Source organism: Devosia aquimaris, assembly GCF_020169335.1.
GTDB lineage: Bacteria > Pseudomonadota > Alphaproteobacteria > Rhizobiales > Devosiaceae > Devosia > Devosia aquimaris.
Genome location: NZ_JAIEZN010000001.1, coordinates 2,212,843 through 2,235,721 on the forward strand (window position 1 = coordinate 2,212,843; position 22,879 = coordinate 2,235,721).

The following is a 22,879-nucleotide window of genomic DNA, read 5'->3' on the forward strand; positions in this document are numbered from 1 at the left end:
CATGAGACAACCCCAGGATGGACTGATGACCTCTGCACACTCGCTCACCCGCATGATCATGGCCGGTCAGGGCCGGGAGCCCGCAGACCTGGTGGTGCGCAATGTGCAGCTCCTCGATGTCATCACCGGCGCGGTGACCACCACCGACATCGCCATCGTTGACGACCGCATCGTCGGCACCCATGCCCCCTATCAGGGCAAGGTGGAGATCGATGGTCGCGGACGCTTCGCTGTCCCCGGCTTCATCGATACCCATCTGCACATCGAGTCCTCCTTGGTGACACCCCTGGAGTTCGATCGCTGCGTGCTGCCCCATGGCGTCACCACCGTGATCTGTGATCCGCACGAGATCGCCAATGTGCTGGGCAGCGAAGGCATCCGCTATTTCCTCGACTGCGCCGAGCAGACGGTGATGGACATTCGCGTCAACCTCTCGTCCTGCGTGCCGGCGACGGGCTTTGAGACGTCGGGCGCCGCCCTTGAGATCGACGACCTCAACGTGTTCCGCGACCACCCCAAGGTCATCGGCCTGGCCGAGATGATGAACTTCCCCGGCGTGCTCAATGCAGACCCCGGCATTCTGGCCAAGCTCGTGGCCTTCCAGGGCGGCCACATCGATGGTCATGCGCCCCTGCTGCTGGGCCAGGCGCTCAACGGCTACCTCGCCGCCGCCATCCGCACCGACCATGAGGCCACCAGCGCTGCGGAAGCCCGTGAAAAACTGGCCAAGGGCATGGCCATCCTCATTCGCGAAGGCTCTGTCTCCAAGGATCTCAAGGCCCTGGCCGAAGTGCTGGACGAGAACACCTCGAGCTTTGTGGCGCTCTGCACCGATGACCGCAACCCGCTCGACATTGCCGAGGAAGGCCATCTCGATAGCTCCATCCGCCGCCTGATCGCCATGGGTCGGCCACTGCACCATGTTTATCGCGCCGCCAGCCATTCGGCGGCCCGTATCTTTGGCCTCACCGACCGCGGCCTGGTCGCGCCCGGCTGGCGCGCCGACATCGCCCTGCTCGATAGCCTGGACGATTGCCGCGTTACCGATGTCATCACAGCGGGGCGTCTGGTCACTCCCGAACTATTCGCGGCACGGACTGAAGTGGCCCCCGTTGGCCTCACCTCCATGAAGGCGACGCCGGTCACCGCCGAGAGCTTCATCACCGAGCCGCGCGCCGGCCAGAATGCCACTCCGGTCATCGGCGTGCGCCCCGGCCTGATCCTGACGTTCCGTGAAGAAGCGACGCTGGCTGTCACGGAAGCCGGTCTGCAGCCCGATCTGGCCACCGATGTCATCAAGGTCGCCGTCATCGAACGGCATGGGAAGAATGGCAATATCGGCCGCAGCTTCGTCACCGGCTTCGGCCTCAAGCGCGGCGCCATCGCCTCATCGGTCGGCCACGACAGCCACAACATCACTGTCATCGGCGCCACTGACGCCGACATGGCCGTGGCAGTCAATCGCCTGATCGAGCTGGGCGGCGGCTTTGCCGTGTCCGATGGCGGCCAGATCACCGCCGAACTGGCCCTGCCCATTGCCGGCCTGATGAGTCCGAAGCCATTCGAAGCCGTCACTCATGACCTGCACGCCCTGCGCGACGCCGCCTATGCGCTCGGCTGCGTCCTGCCAGAACCCTTCCTGCAGGTCGCCTTCCTGGCGCTGCCGGTCATCCCCCATCTCAAGATGACCGACCGCGGCTTGTTCGACGTCGACAAGTTCGACTTCGTCAGCTGAGGCTCAGATCGCTTCAAGTTCAGATTGACGAGGTCCATCGCCCCCTCCCCTCAAGGGGGAGGGAGGCAAGAGAGCCGCAAATCCAGTTAAGGGTGGAACGATCTAAAGCCCGTCGCGCGCCTTGACCTTGCGGCGCGCGGCATGCAGCAGCGGCTCGGTATAGCCACTGGGCTGATCGGCGCCATGCAGCGCCAGATCGAGTGCTGCATTAAAGGCTATGGACTGAAAATTCTCTGCCATCGGACGATAGAGCGGATCGCCAGCATTCTGGCCATCCACCACCGCCGCCATGCGCTCGAAGGTGGCGGTCACCTCATCGCGCGAGACCAGGCCATGCCGCAGCCAGTTGGCCACGGCCTGGCTGGAGATGCGGCAGGTGGCCCGATCTTCCATGAGCCCGACATTGTTGATGTCAGGCACCTTGGAACAGCCCACGCCCTGCTGCACCCAGCGCACGACATAGCCCAGGATGCCCTGCGCATTGTTCTCCAGCTCGCGGGTGATCTCTTCGCGGCTGAGCGAGAACGGCGCCTGCACCGGCATCGAGAACAGATCTGTCAACGACGGCAGCGGCTGGTTGTGCCGGCGACGCTGCGCCTCGAACACATCGATCTCATGATAGTGCAGCGCGTGCAGCGTGGCCGCCGTCGGCGACGGCACCCAGGCCGTATTGGCGCCGGCATTGGGATGGCCCGACTTGGAGCTCATCATGGCCGCCATGTCATCGGGCCGCGCCCACATGCCCTTGCCGATCTGCGCGCGGCCGGACAGGCCGCAGGCCAGCCCGATCAGCACATTGCGGTCTTCGTAGGAGCTGATCCAGCGTTCGGACTTGATCTCGTCCTTGCGCAGCACGGCGCCGGCTTCCATCGAGGTGTGGATCTCGTCGCCCGTGCGGTCGAGGAAGCCGGTGTTGATGAAGAACACCCGCGCCCGGGCCTCATAGATGGCGGCCTTGAGATTGGCCGAGGTGCGGCGCTCCTCATCCATGATGCCGATCTTGATCGTATTGGGGGCCAGCCCCAGGAAGGCCTCGACCGAGGCGAAGATGGCGCAGGCAAAGGCCACTTCCTCAGGGCCATGCATCTTGGGCTTGACGATATAGATCGCCCCGGTGCGGCTGTTGACCTTGTCCTGCATGGCGCACAGCACTGTCACGGCGGCGTCCATCAGGCCCTCGCCGATGGGCGCACCGTTCCACAGCACCGCGTCGGTGGTCATCAGATGGCCGACATTGCGCACCAGCAGCAGCGAGCGCCCCTTGAGCACCAATGGTGCGCCATTGACGTCCCTGTAGCTGCGGTCGGCATTAAGCTTGCGGGTGACGCTGCGGCCACCCTTTTCAAACGTGTCCGAAAGCGTGCCATTCATCAGGCCCAGCCAGTTGCGATAGACGCCGACTTTGTCGGCAGCATCGACCGCTGCAACAGAGTCCTCGCAATCCTGGATCGTGGTCAGCGCCGCCTCGACCATCACGTCGCTCAGCCCGGCCTTGTGGGCGCCGCCGATGACGCTGGCCGGGTCGATCACCAGGACGACATGCAGCCCATGGTGCACCAGCACCAGCTCGCCCTTGACCTCGGTGCCGCCATAGCCGACGAAGGCCGCCGGATCGCGCAGCCCTGTGCGGCCGGCAGTCGTGTCGACCTCCAGGTGGCGCACGTCGTCCTGCTTGACCACGTGATAGCCGGTCACGTCACGATGGCTGCCGCTCGCCAGCGGGAAATTGGCATCAAGGAACTGCGCCGCGCGCTCGACCACGGCGGCGCCGCGCTCGGCATTGTAGCTCTTGCCAGGCGCCAGCGCGCCATCGCGCGAGATCACATCGGTGCCATAGAGCGCGTCATAGAGGCTGCCCCAGCGGGCATTGGCGGCGTTGAGCGCATAGCGCGCATTGCTCACCGGCACCACCAGCTGCGGGCCACAGAGCGTGGAAATCTCGGGGTCGAGCCCATCGGTCTCGATGGTGAAATCCGCCGGCTCAGGCACCAGATAGCCGATGTCGCGCAGGAAGAACTCATAGCCCTGCGGATTGTTCGCCACCGGTCCGTAGCGACGATGCCAGTCATCGATCTGGCTCTGTAGCGCATCGCGTCGCGCCAGGAGCCGCACATTGGTGGGCGCATGCTCGGCGACCATGGCCGCAAAGCCACTCCAGAACTGCTCGGCCGACACGCTAAGCCCGGGCAACGCTTCCTGCTCGACGAAATCGACCAGCAGGGAATGCACCGACAGGCCGGACTTCGTCTGATAGTCGTTCATCATTGCTTCCTTTGAATGCGTTTGCTGCAGACTTAAGTCATGCCCGCGGGGCTGCCAACCCGCCTAAAGTCGACTTCGCCCTTGCGCCAGCGACATAGGCTTCCACCACGGAACGATCGTCTCCCATGGTCTGGAGCAGGAACAGCTCATCGGCGAGAGTGCCGATATTGCCCTGGCGCAGCCGCATCGCCGGCGTCGCGCCGGCATCGAGCACCACCAGATCGGCAGCATGCCCCGGGGCGATGGCGCCAATGGTGCCCTCGAGCGACAGCGACCGGGCATTGCCCAGCGTGGCCATATAGAACGAAGCAAGCGGGTTGAGGCGCTGCCCGCGCAGCTGCAACACCTTATAGGCTTCGCCCATGGTCGCCATCATGCCAAAGCTGGTGCCGCCGCCAATATCGGTGGCCAGCCCCATGCGCACGCCGGCCTTGGCCAGCCGCTCGCGGTCGAACAGTCCCGAACCCAGGAACAGGTTCGATGTCGGGCAGAACACGGCCACGGCGCCCGTCTCGGCCAGAACGCCCGTCTCGCGGTGGTTGAGGTGGATGCAATGGCCCAGCAGCGTCCTGGACCCGAGCAGGCCATAGTCCTCATAGATGCCCGTGTAATCCGGCGAATCCGGATAGAGCTCCATGGAAAAGCTGATCTCGGCGTCGTTCTCGCTGAGATGGGTCTGCACATAGCAGTCCGGGAATTCGCGCACCAAGGCGCGCGACGCCTCCAGCTGCTCCGGCGTCGACGTGATGGCAAAGCGCGGCGAAATGGCATAGAGCCCGCGCCCCCGCCCATGCCAGCGCTCGATCAGCATCTTGCTGTCGTCATAGCCCGACTGGGCCGTGTCGCACAGCGCCTCGGGCGCATTGCGATCCATCATCACCTTGCCGCCGACCATGAGCATATTGCGCTTCTCGGCCTCGCCGAAAAACGCATCCACCGAACGCGGGTGGCTGGAGCAATAGGCCACCGCCGTGGTCGTGCCATTGCGCAGGAGTTCATCGAAGAACGCCGTCGCCATGGCCTCGGCATGGCCCTGCTGGCGGAACTTCTGCTCCTCAACGAAGGTGTAGGTGTTGAGCCATTCCAGCAGCGATCCCGCATAGGAGCCCACGATCTGGCTCTGCACATAATGCAGATGCATGTCGATGAACCCGGGCAGGATCAGGTGCGGGCGATGATCGACTACCTCCGCACCCGCTTCGGCGACGAAATCGCCAACCGCGACGATAACGCCGTTCTCGATGGTAATGCCGCCGTCGCTGAAATAGCGATAGCTGCCCGCATCATCGATGCTCAGCGGCTCGCGTTCAAAACTCAGAACGCGCCCGCGCAGGATGGTCCGCGTCATTGTCCCGAACCCTCGCGGAACCAGGCCACGATCAGCGCCCGTTCCTCGGGGGTGATTTCGGTCACATTGCCCGGCGGCATGGCATGGGCATAGCCCGCCTGGATGGCAATGTCCTTGGCGTGGTTGGCGATGGCGATGTCATTGTCGAGGATCACGTTCTTGGGCGCCTCATAGACGCCGGGCCAGGCCGGCTCGGCCGTGTGGCACATGGCGCAGCGGGTCTGCACCGTCAGGCTGGCCGCGGCAAAATGCTCTGCATCGAGAAAGGGCTCGGCCGCACGAGACGCCACCTCCTCTCCCGCCGAGCCCGGCAGCTTGGGGCCTGAGGACAGCCAGGCGATGAGGATGAACAGGATCACCGCCACCGGCCAGGTCCAGTGCGGATTGCCCTTGCGGGCATGGCGGGTGTTGAAATAGTGCCGGATCACCACGCCGACCAGGAAGATCAGCGACGCGATCAGCCAGTTCCACTGCGTGGCAAAGGCCAGCGGGTAGTGGCTGCTCAACATGAAGAAGATCACGGGCAGCGTCAGGTAATTGTTGTGCAGGCTGCGCTGCTTGGCGATTTTGCCATATTTGGCATCGGGCACGCGGCCGGCCTTGAGATCGGCGACGACGATTTTCTGGTTGGGGATGATGATCATGGCCACATTGGCCGCCATGATCGAGGCTGTGAACGCGCCCATGTGCAGCAGCGCGGCGCGGCCGGTGAAGAGCTGCGTATAGCCCCACGCCATGGCCGTCAGGATCACGAACAGCACCAGCATCAGCCCGTTCTGCGAATTGCCCAGCGGCGACTTGCACAGCCGGTTGTAGACCACAAAGCCCACCACGATGGAGGCCATCGAGATCAGGATGGCGGCCCAATTGGGCACATCGAGCACATTGCGGTCGATCAGATAGATGTCGGCGCCCACATAATAGACCAGCACCATCAGCATGAAGCCGCTCAGCCAGGTCCAGTAGCTTTCCCATTTGAACCAGGTCAGGTGCTCGGGCAGGAACTCGGGCGCCACCAGATATTTCTGGATGTGATAGAAGCCCCCGCCATGCACCTGCCATTCCTCGCCATGCGCCAGCGGCGGCAGGCTCGGCGTCTTGCGCAAGCCCAGGTCGAGGGCGATGAAATAGAACGACGACCCGATCCAGGCGATGGCCGTGATCACGTGCAGCCAGCGCACGGCAAACATCAGCCATTCGTAGAAAATGATGTAATCGGGCATGCGTCGCTCTCCGTTTGCCCGCCGCGTGCCGCCCCCCTCGGGTCAGCAACCTGTCCTGCGCTGGGCACTGCTCAGAAAAAGGGGGCGGGCACAACCCGCCCCCCTGGAATTTGCATCAGGACAGGCCTTATGCGGGCGGGTTCACGCCTTCGACATACCAGTCCATGCTGAGCAGCTCGGCATCGGTGAGCGTCACGCCTGCCGGCACCTTCTCGGCACCGGTGTGGTCGTTGATCGGGCCGGTGAAGATGTTGAACGAGCCGTCGATCTGGCCGTTCTTGACAGCTTCGGCGGCAGCCACGACGTCGGCGGGGATGGACTCATTGTAGGGCCCGATCACCACTTCGCCTTCCTTCAGGCCCGGCCAGCGGTCGCCCGAGGTCCAGGTGCCGGCGATCACGGCTTCTGCGGCTTCCACATAGTGCGGACCCCAGTTGTCGATGATCGAGGTCAGCTGTGCCTTGGGAGCAAAGGCGCTCATGTCGGCGCCCTGGCCGAAGCCGCCGACAATGCCGCGTTCTTCGGCAACCTGCAGGGCAGCCGGACCGTCGGTGTGCTGGGCAATCACGTCGATGCCCTGGTCGATCATGGCGCGGGCAGCGTCGGCTTCCTTGGCCGGGTCATTCCAGGTCGAGATATAGACCGGGGTGATGGTGAACTCGGGGTTGACCTTGCGGGCTGCCAGCACGAAGGCATTGATGCCCATCACCACTTCCGGGATCGGGAAGGAGCCGATGTAGCCCGCCTTGCCGGTCTTGGAGAGATGGCCGGCCAGCGTACCACACACGGCGCGACCTTCATGGAAGCGCGCATTGTAGGTCGCCACATTGTCCGAGCGCTGGTAGCCCGTGGCATGCTCGAACTTCACGTCGGGGAACTGCTGGGCGACCTTGATGACATAGTCGCCATAGCCGAAGCTGGTCGCAAAGATCAGCTTGTGGCCCGACTGGGCCAGTTCGCGCAGCACGCGCTCGCAGTCCGGGCCTTCTGGCACGTTTTCCACGATCGTGGGCTCAGCAACGGCATCGCCCAGCGCGTCCTTCATGAACTTGGCGCCGGTGGCGTGGCCGAAGTTCCAGCCATTGTCATTGACAGTTCCGATGAGCATGAAGCCGACCTTGAGCGGTTCGCTCTGGGCGAAGGCGCGCGACCCCAGCAGCGGCAGGGCCGCGGCAGCGCCGCCGATCTTGAGGATATTGCGACGAGTGATTGTCATCTGTTTCTCCTGAATGACTTTTCTTAGTTGATCGAGCGCCGTTGGGCGGCCCTCAATTGCTGGGCAGAAACGGCCTGCCGAGACAGGCCGGTGCATTGGTGGATGCGTCGCGGCGGATCGAGATGAGCACCAGCACGACGACGGTAGCCAGATAGGGCAAGGCCGCCCACAATTCGCTGGGGATCGCGGACAGGGGCCCGCCACCGGCCTTGGCGTAGAGCTCCATGGTCATCACCAGGCCGAACAGATAGGCCCCTGCCAGCAGGCGGAAGGGCCGCCAGGAGGCAAAGACCACCAGCGCCACGGCAATCCAGCCACGGCCGGCCGTCATACGCTCCGCCCATTGCGGCGTCAGCAGCAGCGGGAAGCAGGCGCCGGCGATGCCGGCCATGGCGCCGCCGAAGGCGACGGCGGCATAGCGCACGCCGATCACCGAATAGCCGATGGAATGGGCCGACAGATCGTTCTCGCCCACGGCGCGCAGGATCAGCCCTGCCCGGGTCTTCTTGAGAAACCACCACACGGCCACGACCATGATGAGCGCAAAATAGACCAGCGCCGAATAGCCGAACACGATGCGCAACACCGGATGGGTGGCGAGGTCTGCCGGAAACAGCGGCCCCAGCAGCGTCACGGGCCGGGCGCTGTAGCCCTGCCCGGCCAGCGCCGAAAAGCCAGTGCCGAAAATGGTCAGTGCCAGCCCCGTGGCCGTCTGGTTGGCGGAAAGGCTCAGGGTCAGAAAACCAAAGATCATCGAGGTGGCAATGCCGGCCCCCGCTGCCAGCACGATGGCCAAATAGTGCTGCCCCGTCAGGAACACGACGAGGAACGCGGTGATGGCGCCCACCAGCATCATGCCCTCGACACCCAGGTTCAGCACACCGGATTTTTCCACCACCAGCTCGCCGGTGGCCGCAATCAGGATCGGCGTTGATGCGCCGACCACGGTGATGAAGATGGCGATCAACAGGTCCAGGTTCATGCGCGCGCCTCCTGCGCCGGAATGACCCGCTTGAGGCGGTATCGCACCAAAATGTCCCCGGCCAAGAGGAAGAATAGCATCATCGACTGGAACACGCCCGTGGCCGAGCTCGACAGCCCAATGGTGGTCTGAGCCACCTCGCCGCCCACGAACGTGATGGCCATCACGATACCGGCCAGGATCACGCCGAGCGGATTGAGCCGCCCCAGGAAGGCAACGATGATGGCCGTAAAGCCGTAATTGGTCGGAAAGCCCGGCACCATGCGCTGGAACGGCCCGGCGACCTCCAGCATGCCGGCCAGGCCTGCCAGCGCGCCACTGACCAGCAGCGCCAGCCAGATCGTCTTGTTTTCCGAGAACCCGCCGTAGCGCGCGGCGTGCGGCGCAGCGCCAACCACCTTCATCTGGTAGCCAAAAACCGAACGCGACATCACGAACCAGGCGATCAATGCCACCACGATGGCAATCGGCACCCCCAGATGCACGATCGTGCCTGGAATGATGTTGGGCAGCAGCGCATCCGCGGCAAAGCGCCGGGTCTGCGGAAAGCCCATGCCCATGGGGTCCTTCCATGGCGCGCGCACCAGGTAATAGATCAGCTGCACCGAGGCATAGGTCAGCATCAGGCTGGTAAGGATCTCATTGACGCCCAGGCGGGTCTTGAGCAGGGCCGGCACTGCCGCATAGGCCGCCCCGCCGGCAATGCCCGCGATCATCATCAGCGGCAGGATCCACCAGCCGGTCATGCCATAGGTGGCCAGCGCCACCCCGGTGGCCGCCAGCCCGCCCATTACATATTGCCCTTCCGCACCGATGTTCCACACATTGGCGCGATAGGCGATCGACAGCCCGACGCCGATGATGATCAGCGGCGCCGCCTTGACGCCCAGGTCCTGCCATTTGAAGGAATTGGTCAGCGGCGTCAGGAAGATTTCGCGAACCGCACCGACACCGTCATAGCCGATCAGCGAGAAGATGATCGCGCCCACCAGCATCGTCAGCAGCACCGAGGCCACCGGCGTCACATAGAGCATCAGCTTGGACGGCTCGGGTCGCTTCTCAAGCCGGAACTGCATCATGCGCCTCCGTGGCTCCGTGCACGCCGCCCATCAGCAGGCCGATTTCTTCAATGGACATCTCCGCATTGGGCTTGGCTGGCGACAACTGCCCCAGGTTGATCACCGCCAGCGTGTCGCACAGCGCCCTGAGCTCATCCAGATCCTGGCTGATCACCACGATGGCGGAACCCACCGCTGCCAGATCGACCAGCGCCTGGTGAATGGCGGCAGCCGCGCCGGCATCCACGCCCCAGGTCGGCTGGCTCACCACCAGCACGCTGGGCTTCTGCAGGATTTCCCGGCCCATGATATATTTCTGCAGGTTGCCGCCCGACAGCGAACCGGCCATGGAAGCCGGCCCCAGGGCCTTGACGGCAAACTCGGCAATCACCTTGCCGGTATAGGTGCGGGCGGCCCCCGAATTGATCAGGCCCATCACCACCATGCCCAGGCGGTCGCGCGCGGTCAGCACCGAATTGTCGCTGAGCGAGAATTCGCCCACCGCAGCGTGGCCATTGCGCTCTTCCGGCACGGCACAGAGGCCGCGCTTGCGCCGCTCCGTGGTGTCCAGCAGACCCAGCGGAAACCCGTCTATGGTGATGCTTTCCGCATCATCGGAGCGGATTTCCCCGCTCAGGGCATCGAGCAGGGCATTCTGCCCATTGCCCGCGACCCCGGCGATGCCGAAGATCTCGCCTGCCCGGACAGTGAAGCTCACCTTGTTGACGGGCACATCGAAATGGCCCGTCTTTGCCGTCGACAGGCGCGACACCACCAGCTTGGGCTCGCCCATGCTGCGCCCCTCGGGCCTGACGATATCCTTGAGGCCCGCGCCGATCATCTTTTCCGCCATCGACCGGCTGGTCTCCTGCTTGGGGTCGCAGGTGTCCACTAGGCGCCCGCCGCGCAGGATCGTCGCCGTGTCGCACAGCGCCTTGATCTCATGCAGCTTGTGGGAAATGTAGAGAATGGAACAGCCCTGCGCTGCAAGCCGGCGCAGCACGTCGAACAGCTGTTCCACTTCCTGTGGCGTCAGCACCGACGTGGGCTCATCCATGATCAGCAGCTTGGGCTCGAGCAGCAGGGCGCGAACGATTTCGATGCGCTGGCGCTCGCCCACCGACAGGGTCGCCACCGTACGGTGCGGGTCAAGCAGCAGCCCATATTGCGCCATCACTTGGCGAATCCGCGCCTCAAGGTCCCGTGCCGGAATCTTGGCATCCATGCCCAGGGCGATGTTTTCCAGAACAGTCAGCGCCTCGAACAGGCTGAAATGCTGGAACACCATGCCGATGCCCAGCTTGCGCGCCGCCTTTGGGCTTGAGACCACCACCGGCTGGCCATTCCATGCGATTTCGCCGGCATCGGGCTGCATGATGCCATAGATCATCTTGACCAGTGTGGATTTGCCGGCGCCGTTCTCGCCCAGCAGCGCGTGGATTTCGCCCGGCTTGACGGCGAAAGTGACATTGTCGTTGGCCAGAACGCCTGGAAACCGCTTTGTGATACCAGTCAGTTGCAACCGCAATGGCATATCAACGTCCATGAATCGCCCCCGCGTGAACGGGGGCGGCTGCCCGCGCGATACCAGCTTCCCATTGCCCAATGTGGACCATAATTTCCGCCGCCGCCAGTACCCCGATCACTTCGGGCCGCTTATCCCCAAGCCCCTGCTTGCCAATCGGCAGCACCAGGCGTTCCAGCGCTCCGGCGTCTCCCCCTTCGCCGGTGAACCAGCTGGCAAAGCGCGCCCGCTTGGTCGCCGACCCCACCATGCCGACATAGGCCGTATCTGTCCGCGCCAGCGCCTCCTGGGCGATCAGGAAATCGAGCGCATGGTCATGGGTGACGATCACGAAACTGCTGCCCGCCGGCGCCTTGCGCACCAACGCCTCAGGCATGGCAACCACCTGTGTATCAATGCCCGGCGGCAACAGCGCGATTTCCTCGCGGCGCGTGTCGATCACACGCAGCCGCACCGGCATCATGGCGAGGATCTGCGCCAGCGCCCGCCCCACATGGCCAGCCCCGAACACATAGACATGCGGCAATGCCGCCTCTTCCGCTGCGACCGCGCGCAGCAATGCGCCAGCCCGCGCAGCGTCGATCTGGGCCAGCGAGACACCAACGCGTCCGCCGCAGCATTGCCCGATCTCGGGCCCAAGGGGCACATCCATGGCCTCACTGGCCAGGCCCGCCGCCAACAGGCGGCGCGCATGCTCGATCACCAGACATTCCAGCGCCCCGCCGCCAATGGTGCCGAAGAGGTCCGTCGCCCCCACCAGCATGAACGTGCCCTGCGCGCGCGGCGATGATCCGCGCACCGAGGTCAGTTCGCAGACTATGGCGTCGGGACTGGCGGCAAGGAAGGCCGAGAGTTGGGCAGCGCGACCGCTCATGGCCTGTCCTCGCACAGCTGCGAGGTCATCAGGTCAGCCGGAGCAGCCATTGCCATCATGCCTGCTTGTGCTCCTGTGCCAACCGCTGCACGCCCATCAGCACCCGCTCGGGCGTGATGGGCGTATTGAGCCGTGGCGCGATGGTGTAGTCAGCCACGCTGGCCACCGCCATCGAGAGGGCCTCCACCACGCTCATGGCCAGCATGAACGGCGGCTCACCCACCGCCTTGGAGCGGCCAACCGTCGGCTCGACATTCTCCGACCATTCCGCCAGCTTGACGTTGAACACCGGCGGCACGTCGCTGGCCAGCGGGATCTTGTAGGTCGAGGGCGCCTTGGTGCGCAATTGCCCCTTGTCGTCCCACACCAGCTCTTCGGTGGTCAGCCAGCCCATGCCCTGCACGAAACCGCCTTCGATCTGACCGATGTCGATCGCCGGATTGAGCGAATGGCCCACGTCGTGAAGGATATCGACGCGGTCGACGGTGTATTCGCCGGTCAGCGTGTCGATGGTCACCTCGCTCACCGAAGCGCCATAGGCATAGTAGTAGAACGGCCGCCCGCGCCCCGTGGCCCGATCCCAGTGGATCTTCGGCGTCTGGTAGAAGCCGGCCGCCGACAGTTGCACGCGGTTGAGATAGGCCGAGGCCGCCAGTTCGGCAAAGCCGACGAACGTGCTGCCGCATTCGACACCACCCGGCACCCAGCGCACCTCGGACTCCGCCACATTGTGCAGCTTGGCCGCATGGGTTGTCAGCCGGGCCTTGATCTGCCGGGCCGCATCATAGGCCGCCGCGCCATTGAGATCGCTGCCCGAAGACGCCGCCGTCGCCGAAGTATTGGGCACCTTGCCCGTGCTGGTGGCCATGATCTTGACCACGTCGAGCCCCACGCCAAAGGCGTCGGCCAAGACCTGCGCCACCTTGATATAGAGCCCCTGCCCCATTTCGGTGCCGCCGTGGCTGAGATGGATCGAGCCATCCTTATAGACATGCACCAGGGCGCCGGCCTGATTGTACCAGGTGGCCGTGAACGAGATGCCGAACTTGACCGGCGTCAGAGCGATACCTTTTTTCAGGATCGGACTACCGGCATTGTATTTGATGATCGCGGCGCGCCGCGCCTGATAGTCGGCGCTGGCCTCCAGCTCATCAACCACGCGGTGGATGATGTTGTCGGTCACTTCCTGGTGGTAGGGCGTGATGTTGTTGGCATCGGTGCCATAGAAATTGGCCTTGCGGATCTCCAGCGGATCCTTGCCCAGCGCATAGGCGATGTCTTCGACCCAGCGCTCGGCCGCCACCATGCCCTGCGGGCCGCCAAAGCCGCGGAAGGCCGTATTGCTCACCGTATTGGTGTAGAGCGGCTCGCTGCGCACCCGCACCGCCGGATACCAATAGGCATTGTCGGCATGAAACAGCGCCCGGTCGGTCACCGGCCCGCTGAGATCGGACGAAAAGCCCGCCCGCGCTGCATAGACCGCGTCCACGGCGTGGATCTTGCCGGTCTCGTCATAGCCCACGTCATAATCGACCACGAAATCATGCCGCTTGCCGGTGGCGCTCATGTCATCGTCGCGGTCGGGCCTGAGCTTGCAGGCCCGGTTCCACTTCTTGGCCGCCAGCGCCGCTATGGCAGCGAACAGATTGCTCTGCGTTTCCTTGCCGCCGAAGCCACCGCCCATGCGCCGCACATTGACGGTCACCGCATGCTGGCGGATGCCGAGCACCTGCGCCACCATCACCTGCACTTCAGTGGGATGCTGGGTAGAGGAATAGACCGTCACATCCTCGTCTTCCCCCGGCACCGCCAGGGCAATCTGGCCTTCGAGGTAGAAGTGGTCCTGCCCACCGATCTCCATGCTGCCCTTGACCCGGCGCGGCGCCCCGGCCATGCCGGCCGCCACATCACCGCGCTCGAGCTTGAGCGGCGGCGTCACCAGCTTCCCGCCGGCCGCCTGCGCTGCCCGCACATTGGTGGCAAACGGCAAAGGCTTGTAGTCGATCTTGGCCAGATGGGCGGCCCGCCGCGCCTGGTCGCGCGTTTCGGCAACCACGGCAAACAGCGGCTGCCCCCAGAAATGCACCCGATCCACCGGGAACAGCGGCTCGTCGTGGCTGTGATTGGAGCTGACGTCATTGTCGCCCGGCACATCGGCCGCCGTCAGCACGCCGATCACCCCCGGCGCCGCCAGCGTCGCGGAAAAATCGATAGCCGCAATCTCGGCATGCGGATTGGTCGCGAGACCCAGATAGGCGTGCATGGTGCCCGCCGGCTCGATCATGTCGTCGATATATTCGGCCGTGCCGGTCACATGCTTGGGGCCGCTGTCATGGCGGGTCCCCACATGCAGCGACGACAGGGGAATGGCGGTCTGTGGCTTGGGATCCATCACGCCACCTCCCGCCGCAGCCTCTGGCCCTGGCCGGTGCTCTCAAGGAAGAACCGCTTGAGCAGGTTCTGCGCACTCAGCAGGCGATAGTCGGCGCTCGCGCGCATGTCCGAAATCGGCTGATAGTCGGTGGCAAATGCGGACATCGCCGCCTCGACGCTCTCCAGCGTCCAGGGCTGGCCCACCAGCGCCGCCTCGACCGCCTTGGCGCGCTTGGGCGTGGCCGCCATGCCGCCAAAGGCGATGCGGGCCATGCCCACCACCCCGGCGTCATTGATGAACACGCGGAAGGCGCCGCACAGCGCCGAAATATCCTCTTCGCGGCGCTTGGAAAGCTTGTATACCGCGAAGCGCTCGCCGGCCGGCAACAGCGGAATGGTCACGCTCTCGACGAACTCGCCGGGCTGCCGATCCTGCTTGCCATAGGCCAGGAAATAGTCTTCCAGCTTGATCTCGCGCCGATGCTCGCCCCGCCGCAGATGCAGCTTGGCGCCCAGCGCAATGAACGGCGGCGGGGTGTCGCCGATGGGCGAGCCATTGGCGATATTGCCGCCGATCGTGCCCATGTTGCGCACCTGCTCGCCGGCAATGCGATCCCACAGCTCCGCCATCGCCGGAAAGGCCGCCGTCAGCGTCGGCATGGCCTCCGAATAGCTCACCCCGGCATAGAAGCGGATTTCGCTGGCATTCTCGGCAATGCGCTTGAGCTCCTGCAGATGGCCGATGAAGATCACCGGACCGATGCGCCGCATGAACTTGGTGACCCAAAGCCCCACATCGGTCGAGCCGGCCACAATCGTGGCCTCGGGGTTGGACTCATAGACTGCAGCGAAATCGTCGAGCGACGCCGGCACGATAATGCGGTTCTCGCCCTCCCCGATCTCGACGCGGCTGCCATCATTGAGTGCCTTGATCTGCGCCTTGAGCGCGATGCGCTCAGCCAGCAGCGGATCGCCCTGCGGCAAGCCATAGCTCGACATGGCCTGTGCTGCGCGAATGATCGGCGCATAGCCGGTGCAGCGGCAGAGATTGCCCTGCAGCGCCTTTTCGATCGCCGCCTGGCTGGGGTCGGGATTGCGCATCCACAACCCGTAAAGGCTCATCACAAAGCCCGGCGTGCAGAAGCCGCACTGGCTGCCATGGTGATCCACCATCGCCTGCTGCACCGGATGCAGATTGCCGTTCTCGCCGCGCAGATGCTCGATGGTCACCACATGGGTGCCGTGCAGGCTGCCCACGAAGCGGATGCAGGCGGTCACCGAGTCATAGATGATCTCGTCATCCATCAACCGCCCGACCAGCACGGTGCAGGCGCCGCAATCGCCCTCCGCGCAACCCTCTTTGGAGCCGCGCAGCCGCCGCTCGAGCCGCAGCCAGTCCAGCAGCGTCAGATCGGGTGGCACATCGGTCAGGCTGATTGCCTCACCGTTGAGAATGAAGCGAATGGCGCCCGAAACTGCGGTCATGCCTCAGCTCCCCCGATAGGTCGAATAGGCAAACGGGCTGACCAGCAGCGGCACGTGATAGTGCTTGTCCTCGGAAATCGTGAAGCGGATCGGCACCACATCGAGGAACGGCGTCTCGATCTCGACGCCCAGTCGCTCGAAATACTGCCCGACATGGAAATGGATTTCGAACTCGCCATGCTGGAACTGCTGCTCATCGAGCAGCGGCTGATCCACCCGTCCGTCGGCATTGGTATAGCTGTCGGTGATATGGTGGGTGTGGTCCCCGTGCACGAACAGCAGTTCGATGCGCATCCCGCGCGCCGGCTTGCCGTGCATCGTGTCCAGCACATGCGTCGTCAGACGCCCGTTTCCCGCCATAGTCCTGCTCCTGCTGTCGTCCCCGCGCCAAGCTTAGTACGCGGCTGATTGTTCTTGATATACTCAAATTGGGAGCACTATGCTGCCAAAATGGCAACAGGGAAATCCCCGATGGAGCAGCGCAGCCCGCCCGAACGCCCGCGTGAACATGCCCTCTCGGCCAGCCTGCTGGCCCGGGTGTTTCACCAGCCGTCACTGATCTATTTCAATGCCGTCGCCACCCATCTGTCCATCCGCGAGGCTGCGCGCCGGCTCAACATCGCCTCCTCCGCCGTCACCCGCCAGGTCGCCCAGCTCGAGGATGCGCTGGGCATTGCCCTGTTCCTGCGCGACAAGCGGCGCCTGCGCCTATCCCCCGCTGGCGAAATCCTCTTCCGCCATGCCCGCCGCCTCACCGCGCCCATGGAGGCCGCCGTCTCCGAGATCGAGCTGCTGCGCGGCTTGCGCTCCGGCGCTGTGCGCATCGCCGCCGCGGAAAGCGTCGGCCTATCGTTCCTGCCGCGGCTGATCACCGATTTCGGCAAGCGCTATCCCCGGCTCAATATCGATGTGTCGGTGATCTCATCGGCCGAGGTGATCGAACGCCTGCTCGACGAACGCATCGACATCGGCTTCGGCTTCATCGCCAAGCCGCCGCGCCAGATCGACATCGCCTTCCGCCGCGACGTGCCCATCGGCGTGGTCATGACATCAGACCACCCCCTCGCCGGGCTGCGCAAGCTGACCATGCAGCAATGCCTCGAACATCCCCTGGCTGTGGCCAAGCCCGAGATTTCCATCCGCGAGGTCATCGAGCCCTTCCTGCGCCAGTCCGCCACCATCCTGCCGCCGCTGGTCGAGGTCGATTCGATCCGCATGCTGGTCGAGCTGGCGCTGGGCGGCCACTATGCCTCGATCATGACGCCCATCGGCGCTCAGGGCGAAGTGGAGACCGGACGCCTGGTCTTCCGGCCGCTCGACGACGGCGGCCTGCCCACCAATCGCTTCGGCATCATGCTGCGCGCGGGTGCTCCCCTGCATCTGGCGCCCGCGATCTTCTTCGATCACGCCAAATCCTATTTCGACAACCTGGTGCTCCCCGGCGCCATCTGAGCTGGCGGGTTGTCAGAGCCAGCCCACCGCGCCATGCTGAGCCCAGCATCACCAATCGCCCAGCATCACCAATCGCCCAGGCTGCTCCCATGGCCAAGTCACCTTCTGCCCCGACACCCGACGCATCGGCTCTCATCGACGCCAAGATCGCCAGCTATGATGATTGGCGCGGGCCAATGCTGGCGCAGGTCCGCGCGCTGATCCTGGCGGCTCATCCCGATACCATCGAAGAGTGGAAGTGGGATGGCCCCGTCTGGTCCAACGGCGGCATCATTTGCACCGGTGAGGTCTACAAGAAGGCGGTCAAGACTACCTTTGCCAAGGGGGCCTCGGTGGACGACCCCACGGGCCTGTTCAATTCAAGCCTCGAAGGCAAGACCCGCCGCGCCATCGACTTCTTTGAAAGCGCCGACATCGACGAGGCCGCCTTCAAGTCCCTGGTGCGCGCCGCCATCGCCGTCAACCACACCTAGCGCGTTCGCTGCCGCAGATCGCACTTGCACCACACCCCTCTGGCGCAGCGCCCGCGCATGGGATTACCATTGGGTCACTGATCCTGACCCAAATGAGACTCTGACATGAACCGCTACCCTCGCGACATGCATGGCTACGGCCCCATCCCGCCCAAGGCCAATTGGCCCGGCGGTGCCCATGTCGCGGTGCAGTTCGTGCTCAACTACGAAGAAGGCGGCGAGAACAATATCCTGCACGGCGATGGCGCCTCCGAGGCCTTTCTGGTCGACGTGCTCGGCGCGGCCCCCTGGCCGGGCCAGCGCCATGCCAATGTGGAATCCATGTATGAATATGGTGCCCGCGCCGGCTTCTGGCGCCTCCACCGCCTGTTCACCGAGGCGGAACTGCCCGTCACCGTCTATGGCGTCGCCACCGCGCTCATGCGCGCTCCAGCCCAGCTTGCGGCCATGCAGGAGGCCGGCTGGGAAATCGCCAGCCATGGCTACAAGTGGATCCAGCACAAGGACATGACGCCCGAGGTTGAGCGCGAGCAGATCGCCGAGGCCATCCGCCTGCACACCGTTGCGACCGGCGAGCGTCCGCGTGGTTGGTACACCGGCCGCTCTTCGCTCAACACGGTCGATCTGGTCTCCGAAGTTGGCGGCTTTGCCTATATCTCGGACACCTATGACGACGACCTGCCCTATTGGCGCGTCCATCAGGGCAAGCCGCACCTGATCATCCCCTATAGCCTCTCGACCAATGACATGCGCTTTGTCACCGGCCCGGGCTTTGACAATGGCGAGGAATATTTCCAGTTCCTCAAGGACAGTTTTGATTGCCTCTATGCCGAGGGCGAGGCCGGTTCGCCCAAGATGATGTCGCTGGGCCTGCATTGCCGCCTCGTCGGCCAGCCCGGTCGCTACCAGGGCCTCAAGAAATTCGTCGACTACATCAAGGGCTTCGACAAGGTGTGGATCCCGACGCGCCTGGCCATCGCCGAACATTGGGCGGCTGAGCACCCCTATGTCGCGCCCGAGGTCATCCCTTCCCAGCTCGACAAAGCCGATTTCGTCACCCGCTATGGCTCGATTTTCGAGCATTCGCCCTGGATTGCCGAGCGCGCCTGGGAAGCTGAAATGGGTCCTGCCAACGATACCGCCATTGGCCTGCATTTTGCCCTGCGCAGCCAGTTCCGCATGGCGTCCGAGGAAGAGCGATTGGCGGTCCTGCGGGCGCATCCCGATCTTGCCGGCAAGCTCGCCGCAGCCAAGCGCCTGACCGCCGAATCCACTGCCGAGCAGGCCTCGGTGGGCCTTGATGCGTTGACCGATGGCGAACGGCAGAAGTTCACCATGCTCAACACCGCCTATGTCGACAAGTTCGGCTTCCCCTTCATCATCGCGGTGCGCGACAACACCAAGGCCTCCATTCTCGAAGCCTTCGAGACGCGCCTCACCAATAGTACTGAAGAAGAATTCGCCGCCGCCTGCGCCCAGGTCGAACGCATTGCCTTGCTGCGGCTCAAGGCCATCCTCCCTTGAGGGGAATGCGCAATGGAGCTAGTGGTCGGCCTCGCCGTCCACTGGCTCTTCGTCACGATCAAACCCGAACAGCATGGCGAGCACCGCCAGCCAGGGCAGGTTGTGCTGCACCCAATGGTGCGGGGAAACGCCGATACTCAACAACACTTGACGCATGATCCCGAGATCATCGCGCCAACTGTTGAAGATTGCGTAACCTTACCGCGCCGCTAAGGCCTATTTGTAGAAGCCCTCGCGCAGGTTGATGCCATGCTCGAGATAGACCTTCATGGCGCACAGCATGCCGGTCCAGCCTTCGCAATTGCCATAGGATGATTTGAGCCCGCCCGGCGTCTGCCGCCAGCCGCTCTCAGAGATCGTCACCAGGGTCCGGCCGTCCTCAAGCGCGGTGAAATCCATGGTGACGGTGGTCTTGTAGCCAATGGCCTGCGGCGCCTCGCCCGTCGTGCTGGGTTCGCTTGCCTCGCTCGCATCCCAGCGCAGCACGATCCTGCTGTCGGGCACGACCTCGACCACCTCCACGGGGAAGGCACCCGGGAAGTCATGGAAATCCCAGGTCACTGTGGACCCCGTCTCAAGCCGCCCCTTGGCGCCGCCGGTGGTGAAATAGCCCGACAACTGGCCGGGATCGGCCACGGCTTCGAACACATCATGCACCGGCTTGTTGATCCGGCCCGAGACCCGGAACTGGATCGGCAGATCATTCTCCTTGGCGACATCGGCACACATGAGCCCATCTCCTTCGGTTGACTGCCAGGACAATATGTTATAATTTCATAACATGTCAAATGACGACGCAGACGACCTGATTTTCAAGGCTTTGGGCCACCGCGTGCGGCGGCGACTTCTCGATCTCCTCAAGACCCAGTCTCTGACCACCGGCATGCTCTGCGACCTGTTCCCCGAGCTTGACCGTTGCACCGTCATGCAGCATCTGGGCGTATTGGAAGACGCAGGCCTGGTGGTGGCCGAAAAGCGCGGCCGCGAGCGCTGGAACCATCTCGATGCCCTGCCCATCCACGCCATCCACGAGCGCTTCATCGGCCCCTACGCGGCCTATGCCGCCAGCATGCTGAGCCGCCTGCGGCATGACCTGGACACCCCTGCCGAGGCCTGACCTGCACCAGCGTACAGCTGTCGCGCCACCCATGGCCTTGCGCCGCGCAAGCCTCTAGTGTGGGGTCAGAATCGTCAGTGTTGAACCCTTGCCCATGGCCTCCACCTACGCCTCCCCCGCTGCCGGCCTGCCCGGCCAGATGGCCCTTCACACCGGCCGCGCCGTCTTCACCGAAGCCTATGCGCTGATCCCGCGCGGCGTGATGACCGACATCGTCACCAGCTATCTGCCGCATTGGCGCGACGAGCGCTGCTGGGTCATTGCCCGGCCCATGTCCGGCTTTTCCGAGACCTTTTCGCAATACATCATGGAAGTCATGCCCGGCGGCGGCAGCGATCGCCCCGAGCTCGATCCCGGTGCCGAAGGCGTGCTCTTTGTGGTCGAGGGCCAGGCCAATGTGACCATCGAGGGCAAGAGCCATCTGCTCAAGCCCGGTGGCTATGCCTATCTGCCGCCCGGCTGCACCTGGAGCCTGCTCAACAAGGGCACGGTTCCGGTGCGCTTCCATTGGGTGCGCAAGCGCTACCAGCAGGTCGATGGCATCGAAATCCCCGCACCCTTCGTCGCCAACGAGCAGGACGAGCCCATCATCTGGATGCCCGGCACCAAGAACACCTGGGGCACCACCCGCTTCGTCGCCCCCACCGACATGCGCCATGACATGCATGTCAACATCGTTACGCTGGAGCCCGGCGCGGTCATTCCCTTTGAGGAAACCCATGTCATGGAGCACGGCCTCTATGTGCTCGAGGGCAAGGCCGTCTATCGCCTCAACCGTGACTGGGTCGAGGTCGAGGCCGGTGACTTCATGTGGCTGCGCGCCTTCTGCCCCCAGGCCTGCTATGCCGGCCCCGAGCGCTTCCGCTATCTGCTCTACAAAGACGTCAACCGCCACATGCCGCTGGGCGTTTTCCGGTGACTTTGGTCCTGATCGAACCGCTGAGCGCCGAGGCCTTTACGCCATTCGGCCAGGTCATCGAGCTGGCCGGCGCCCATCACTACCCCATCAATGCCGGCATGACGGAGCGCTACCACGATCTCGCCCGCGTCGAACTGGCGGGCGTCCATGCCCGCCCGCTGATCTCGATCTTCCGCGGTCAACCCTACGCTCTTCCCCTGCCGCTCAAGCTGGTCGAGCGCCATCCGCTGGGCAGCCAGGCCTTCTATCCGCTCGGGCAGAGCCCCTGGCTGGTGATTGTCGCCGAGGACGACGCCGGCCAGCCGGTGCGCCTGCGCGCCTTCCAGCCAGCGCCCGGCCAGGGCGTCAACATCGCCATCAACACCTGGCATGGCGTGCTGACCCCGCTCGAGACCGAAGCCGATTTCCTCGTCGTTGATCGCGGCGGCGATGGCAACAATCTCGAAGAACACCACTTCGACACCCCACCCGTCATCCAGCATCCTCCACGGTGACCCATGGACTCCGCCCGCCTGATCTCGCGCCTGCTTGACGTCATCGAACACGATATTGCGCCGGTTACCCGCCGGGGCGTCGCCCAGGGCAACAAGCTCTTCGGCGCCGCCATCCTGCGCAAGTCCGACCTCTCGGTCGTCATCGCCGAGACCAACAACGAGATCGAAAATCCGCTCTGGCATGGCGAAATGCACGCCATCAAGCGCTTCTTCGAGCTTCCGGCCGATCAGCGGCCTGACGTCAAGGATTGCCTCTTCCTGGCCACCCACGAGCCCTGCTCGCTGTGCCTGTCCGGCATTACCTGGTCTGGCTTTGACAATTTCTATTATCTGTTCAGCTATGAAGACACGCGCGACAGCTTCGCCATTCCCTATGACATCGCCATCCTCAAGGCGGTCTATGCCGTGCCAGAACCGGAGACCGGCCTGGTCTCGCCAGACCGCCCGCTCTACAACCGCACCAATCAATATTGGACCAGCCACAATATCGGCGGCATGATTGCGGCCCTGTCGCGTGATGATCGCGAAGCCCTGGTCGCCCGTTTCGACGACCTGACCGGGCTCTATGCCGACCTTTCGGCCGTCTATCAGAAGGACAAGGGCAACAAGGGCATACCGCTGGCCTGAGCCGGAGCATCGCCACTGACGGTGAACTCACTGCGCGGCGCAGCGGCAAACGAGCCGGCGTAGGCGCCCAGGCTCACCACAGCGGCAGTCAGCGCCGCCAGCGCCCAGCGCATCCATCTGCTTTGACCTGACTGTCGACGCTGGAACACTCTTGTCCGGTCCTGCTCACGCACATGCCACAACACGATCTTG

The 22,879-nt window shown here is 64.1% G+C and carries 21 protein-coding genes; 8 read left to right on the plus strand and 13 right to left on the minus strand.

The features are described from left to right. Positions 1-25: 25 nt before the first annotated feature. On the plus strand, positions 26-1,735 hold the full coding sequence (ade, locus tag K1177_RS10660; RefSeq protein WP_224703283.1) for an adenine deaminase: 1,710 nt from the start codon (positions 26-28) through the stop codon (positions 1,733-1,735). Positions 1,736-1,837: 102 nt separating this feature from the next. On the opposite strand, the gene K1177_RS10665 is transcribed toward ade, so the two are convergent. The 11 genes from K1177_RS10665 to uraH all read right to left on the minus strand — a co-directional run bounded on the left by K1177_RS10665 (position 1,838) and on the right by uraH (position 16,441). After that, complete coding sequence (locus K1177_RS10665) at positions 1,838-3,997, minus strand: malate synthase G (protein WP_224703284.1); 2,160 nt, start codon at positions 3,995-3,997, stop codon at positions 1,838-1,840. Between the two features lie 37 nt (positions 3,998-4,034). Continuing rightward, on the minus strand, positions 4,035-5,345 hold the full coding sequence (gene guaD / locus K1177_RS10670) for a guanine deaminase (protein ID WP_224703285.1): 1,311 nt from the start codon (positions 5,343-5,345) through the stop codon (positions 4,035-4,037). Next, the gene (locus tag K1177_RS10675) at positions 5,342-6,568 is read right to left on the minus strand and encodes a urate hydroxylase PuuD (protein ID WP_224703286.1); all 1,227 of its coding nucleotides are present in this window, start codon (positions 6,566-6,568) and stop codon (positions 5,342-5,344) included. The genes guaD and K1177_RS10675 overlap by 4 nt, the downstream gene beginning before the upstream one ends. 127 nt (positions 6,569-6,695) lie before the next feature. Next, entirely contained in the window at positions 6,696-7,784 is a 1,089-nt protein-coding gene (locus K1177_RS10680) for a BMP family ABC transporter substrate-binding protein (protein WP_171015896.1), read from the minus strand. Positions 7,785-7,836: 52 nt separating this feature from the next. Beyond that, positions 7,837-8,760 carry an ABC transporter permease gene (locus tag K1177_RS10685; protein WP_224703734.1) on the minus strand — a complete coding sequence of 308 codons (924 nt, stop codon included), beginning with the start codon at positions 8,758-8,760 and terminating at the stop codon, positions 7,837-7,839. A gap of 2 nt (positions 8,761-8,762) precedes the next feature. After that, the gene (locus K1177_RS10690) at positions 8,763-9,842 is read right to left on the minus strand and encodes an ABC transporter permease (protein WP_137152866.1); all 1,080 of its coding nucleotides are present in this window, start codon (positions 9,840-9,842) and stop codon (positions 8,763-8,765) included. Further along, positions 9,826-11,370, minus strand: coding sequence for an ABC transporter ATP-binding protein (locus K1177_RS10695; RefSeq protein ID WP_224703287.1), 1,545 nt, complete (start codon positions 11,368-11,370; stop codon positions 9,826-9,828). Before K1177_RS10695 ends, K1177_RS10690 begins: the two co-directional genes overlap by 17 nt. Beyond that, positions 11,360-12,223, minus strand: a complete 864-nt coding sequence (gene xdhC / locus K1177_RS10700) for a xanthine dehydrogenase accessory protein XdhC (RefSeq protein ID WP_224703288.1) — start codon at positions 12,221-12,223, stop codon at positions 11,360-11,362. Before xdhC ends, K1177_RS10695 begins: the two co-directional genes overlap by 11 nt. Positions 12,224-12,278: 55 nt before the next feature. After that, entirely contained in the window at positions 12,279-14,615 is a 2,337-nt protein-coding gene (gene xdhB / locus K1177_RS10705; RefSeq protein ID WP_224703289.1) for a xanthine dehydrogenase molybdopterin binding subunit, read from the minus strand. After that, the gene (xdhA, locus tag K1177_RS10710; protein ID WP_224703290.1) at positions 14,615-16,081 is read right to left on the minus strand and encodes a xanthine dehydrogenase small subunit; all 1,467 of its coding nucleotides are present in this window, start codon (positions 16,079-16,081) and stop codon (positions 14,615-14,617) included. Before xdhA ends, xdhB begins: the two co-directional genes overlap by 1 nt. A 3-nt stretch (positions 16,082-16,084) precedes the next feature. Further along, complete coding sequence (gene uraH, locus K1177_RS10715; protein WP_137152871.1) at positions 16,085-16,441, minus strand: hydroxyisourate hydrolase; 357 nt, start codon at positions 16,439-16,441, stop codon at positions 16,085-16,087. A gap of 111 nt (positions 16,442-16,552) precedes the next feature. On the opposite strand from uraH, the gene K1177_RS10720 reads away from it, so the two are divergent. The 3 genes from K1177_RS10720 to puuE all read left to right on the plus strand — a co-directional run bounded on the left by K1177_RS10720 (position 16,553) and on the right by puuE (position 19,530). Continuing rightward, a complete protein-coding gene (locus K1177_RS10720) occupies positions 16,553-17,533 on the plus strand; it encodes a LysR family transcriptional regulator (RefSeq protein ID WP_224703291.1) in 981 nt (326 codons plus the stop codon). A gap of 89 nt (positions 17,534-17,622) precedes the next feature. Beyond that, complete coding sequence (locus tag K1177_RS10725; RefSeq protein ID WP_224703292.1) at positions 17,623-18,006, plus strand: DUF1801 domain-containing protein; 384 nt, start codon at positions 17,623-17,625, stop codon at positions 18,004-18,006. A gap of 105 nt (positions 18,007-18,111) precedes the next feature. Continuing rightward, positions 18,112-19,530 (plus strand): allantoinase PuuE, encoded by a 1,419-nt coding sequence (gene puuE, locus K1177_RS10730; protein WP_224703293.1) that lies wholly within the window; start codon positions 18,112-18,114, stop codon positions 19,528-19,530. An 18-nt stretch (positions 19,531-19,548) separates the two neighbouring features. Here puuE and K1177_RS18425 read toward each other — a convergent pair whose 3' ends face one another. Together K1177_RS18425 and K1177_RS10735 are read right to left on the minus strand one after the other, a co-directional pair. Continuing rightward, positions 19,549-19,677: a hypothetical protein gene (locus tag K1177_RS18425; protein ID WP_263574805.1), complete on the minus strand. Its 129-nt coding sequence runs from the start codon at positions 19,675-19,677 to the stop codon at positions 19,549-19,551. A 69-nt stretch (positions 19,678-19,746) separates the two neighbouring features. Further along, positions 19,747-20,259, minus strand: a complete 513-nt coding sequence (locus K1177_RS10735; RefSeq protein WP_396119961.1) for an SRPBCC family protein — start codon at positions 20,257-20,259, stop codon at positions 19,747-19,749. A gap of 52 nt (positions 20,260-20,311) precedes the next feature. On the opposite strand from K1177_RS10735, the gene K1177_RS10740 reads away from it, so the two are divergent. From K1177_RS10740 to K1177_RS10755, 4 genes are all read left to right on the plus strand, one after another. Continuing rightward, positions 20,312-20,647, plus strand: a complete 336-nt coding sequence (locus K1177_RS10740) for an ArsR/SmtB family transcription factor (protein WP_224703294.1) — start codon at positions 20,312-20,314, stop codon at positions 20,645-20,647. Between the two features lie 94 nt (positions 20,648-20,741). After that, the gene (locus K1177_RS10745) at positions 20,742-21,566 is read left to right on the plus strand and encodes a bifunctional allantoicase/(S)-ureidoglycine aminohydrolase (RefSeq protein ID WP_224703295.1); all 825 of its coding nucleotides are present in this window, start codon (positions 20,742-20,744) and stop codon (positions 21,564-21,566) included. Further along, entirely contained in the window at positions 21,563-22,060 is a 498-nt protein-coding gene (locus K1177_RS10750; protein ID WP_224703296.1) for an ureidoglycolate lyase, read from the plus strand. The genes K1177_RS10745 and K1177_RS10750 overlap by 4 nt, the downstream gene beginning before the upstream one ends. Positions 22,061-22,063: 3 nt before the next feature. Further along, the gene (locus K1177_RS10755; RefSeq protein WP_318153288.1) at positions 22,064-22,687 is read left to right on the plus strand and encodes a nucleoside deaminase; all 624 of its coding nucleotides are present in this window, start codon (positions 22,064-22,066) and stop codon (positions 22,685-22,687) included. Positions 22,688-22,879 lie beyond the last annotated feature (192 nt).

Bases quoted from the DNA above. Each gene is read 5' to 3' on its own strand.
- ade (WP_224703283.1), top strand. From the start codon at position 26: ATGACCTCTGCACACTCGCTCACCCGCATGATCATGGCCGGTCAGGGC.
- K1177_RS10665 (WP_224703284.1), bottom strand. From the start codon at position 3,997: ATGAACGACTATCAGACGAAGTCCGGCCTGTCGGTGCATTCCCTGCTG.
- guaD (WP_224703285.1), bottom strand. From the start codon at position 5,345: ATGACGCGGACCATCCTGCGCGGGCGCGTTCTGAGTTTTGAACGCGAG.
- K1177_RS10675 (WP_224703286.1), bottom strand. From the start codon at position 6,568: ATGCCCGATTACATCATTTTCTACGAATGGCTGATGTTTGCCGTGCGC.
- K1177_RS10680 (WP_171015896.1), bottom strand. From the start codon at position 7,784: ATGACAATCACTCGTCGCAATATCCTCAAGATCGGCGGCGCTGCCGCG.
- K1177_RS10690 (WP_137152866.1), bottom strand. From the start codon at position 9,842: ATGCAGTTCCGGCTTGAGAAGCGACCCGAGCCGTCCAAGCTGATGCTC.
- K1177_RS10695 (WP_224703287.1), bottom strand. From the start codon at position 11,370: ATGGACGTTGATATGCCATTGCGGTTGCAACTGACTGGTATCACAAAG.
- xdhC (WP_224703288.1), bottom strand. From the start codon at position 12,223: ATGAGCGGTCGCGCTGCCCAACTCTCGGCCTTCCTTGCCGCCAGTCCC.
- xdhB (WP_224703289.1), bottom strand. From the start codon at position 14,615: ATGGATCCCAAGCCACAGACCGCCATTCCCCTGTCGTCGCTGCATGTG.
- xdhA (WP_224703290.1), bottom strand. From the start codon at position 16,081: ATGACCGCAGTTTCGGGCGCCATTCGCTTCATTCTCAACGGTGAGGCA.
- uraH (WP_137152871.1), bottom strand. From the start codon at position 16,441: ATGGCGGGAAACGGGCGTCTGACGACGCATGTGCTGGACACGATGCAC.
- K1177_RS10720 (WP_224703291.1), top strand. From the start codon at position 16,553: ATGGAGCAGCGCAGCCCGCCCGAACGCCCGCGTGAACATGCCCTCTCG.
- K1177_RS10725 (WP_224703292.1), top strand. From the start codon at position 17,623: ATGGCCAAGTCACCTTCTGCCCCGACACCCGACGCATCGGCTCTCATC.
- puuE (WP_224703293.1), top strand. From the start codon at position 18,112: ATGAACCGCTACCCTCGCGACATGCATGGCTACGGCCCCATCCCGCCC.
- K1177_RS10735 (WP_396119961.1), bottom strand. From the start codon at position 20,259: ATGTGTGCCGATGTCGCCAAGGAGAATGATCTGCCGATCCAGTTCCGG.
- K1177_RS10740 (WP_224703294.1), top strand. From the start codon at position 20,312: ATGTCAAATGACGACGCAGACGACCTGATTTTCAAGGCTTTGGGCCAC.
- K1177_RS10745 (WP_224703295.1), top strand. From the start codon at position 20,742: ATGGCCTCCACCTACGCCTCCCCCGCTGCCGGCCTGCCCGGCCAGATG.
- K1177_RS10755 (WP_318153288.1), top strand. From the start codon at position 22,064: ATGGACTCCGCCCGCCTGATCTCGCGCCTGCTTGACGTCATCGAACAC.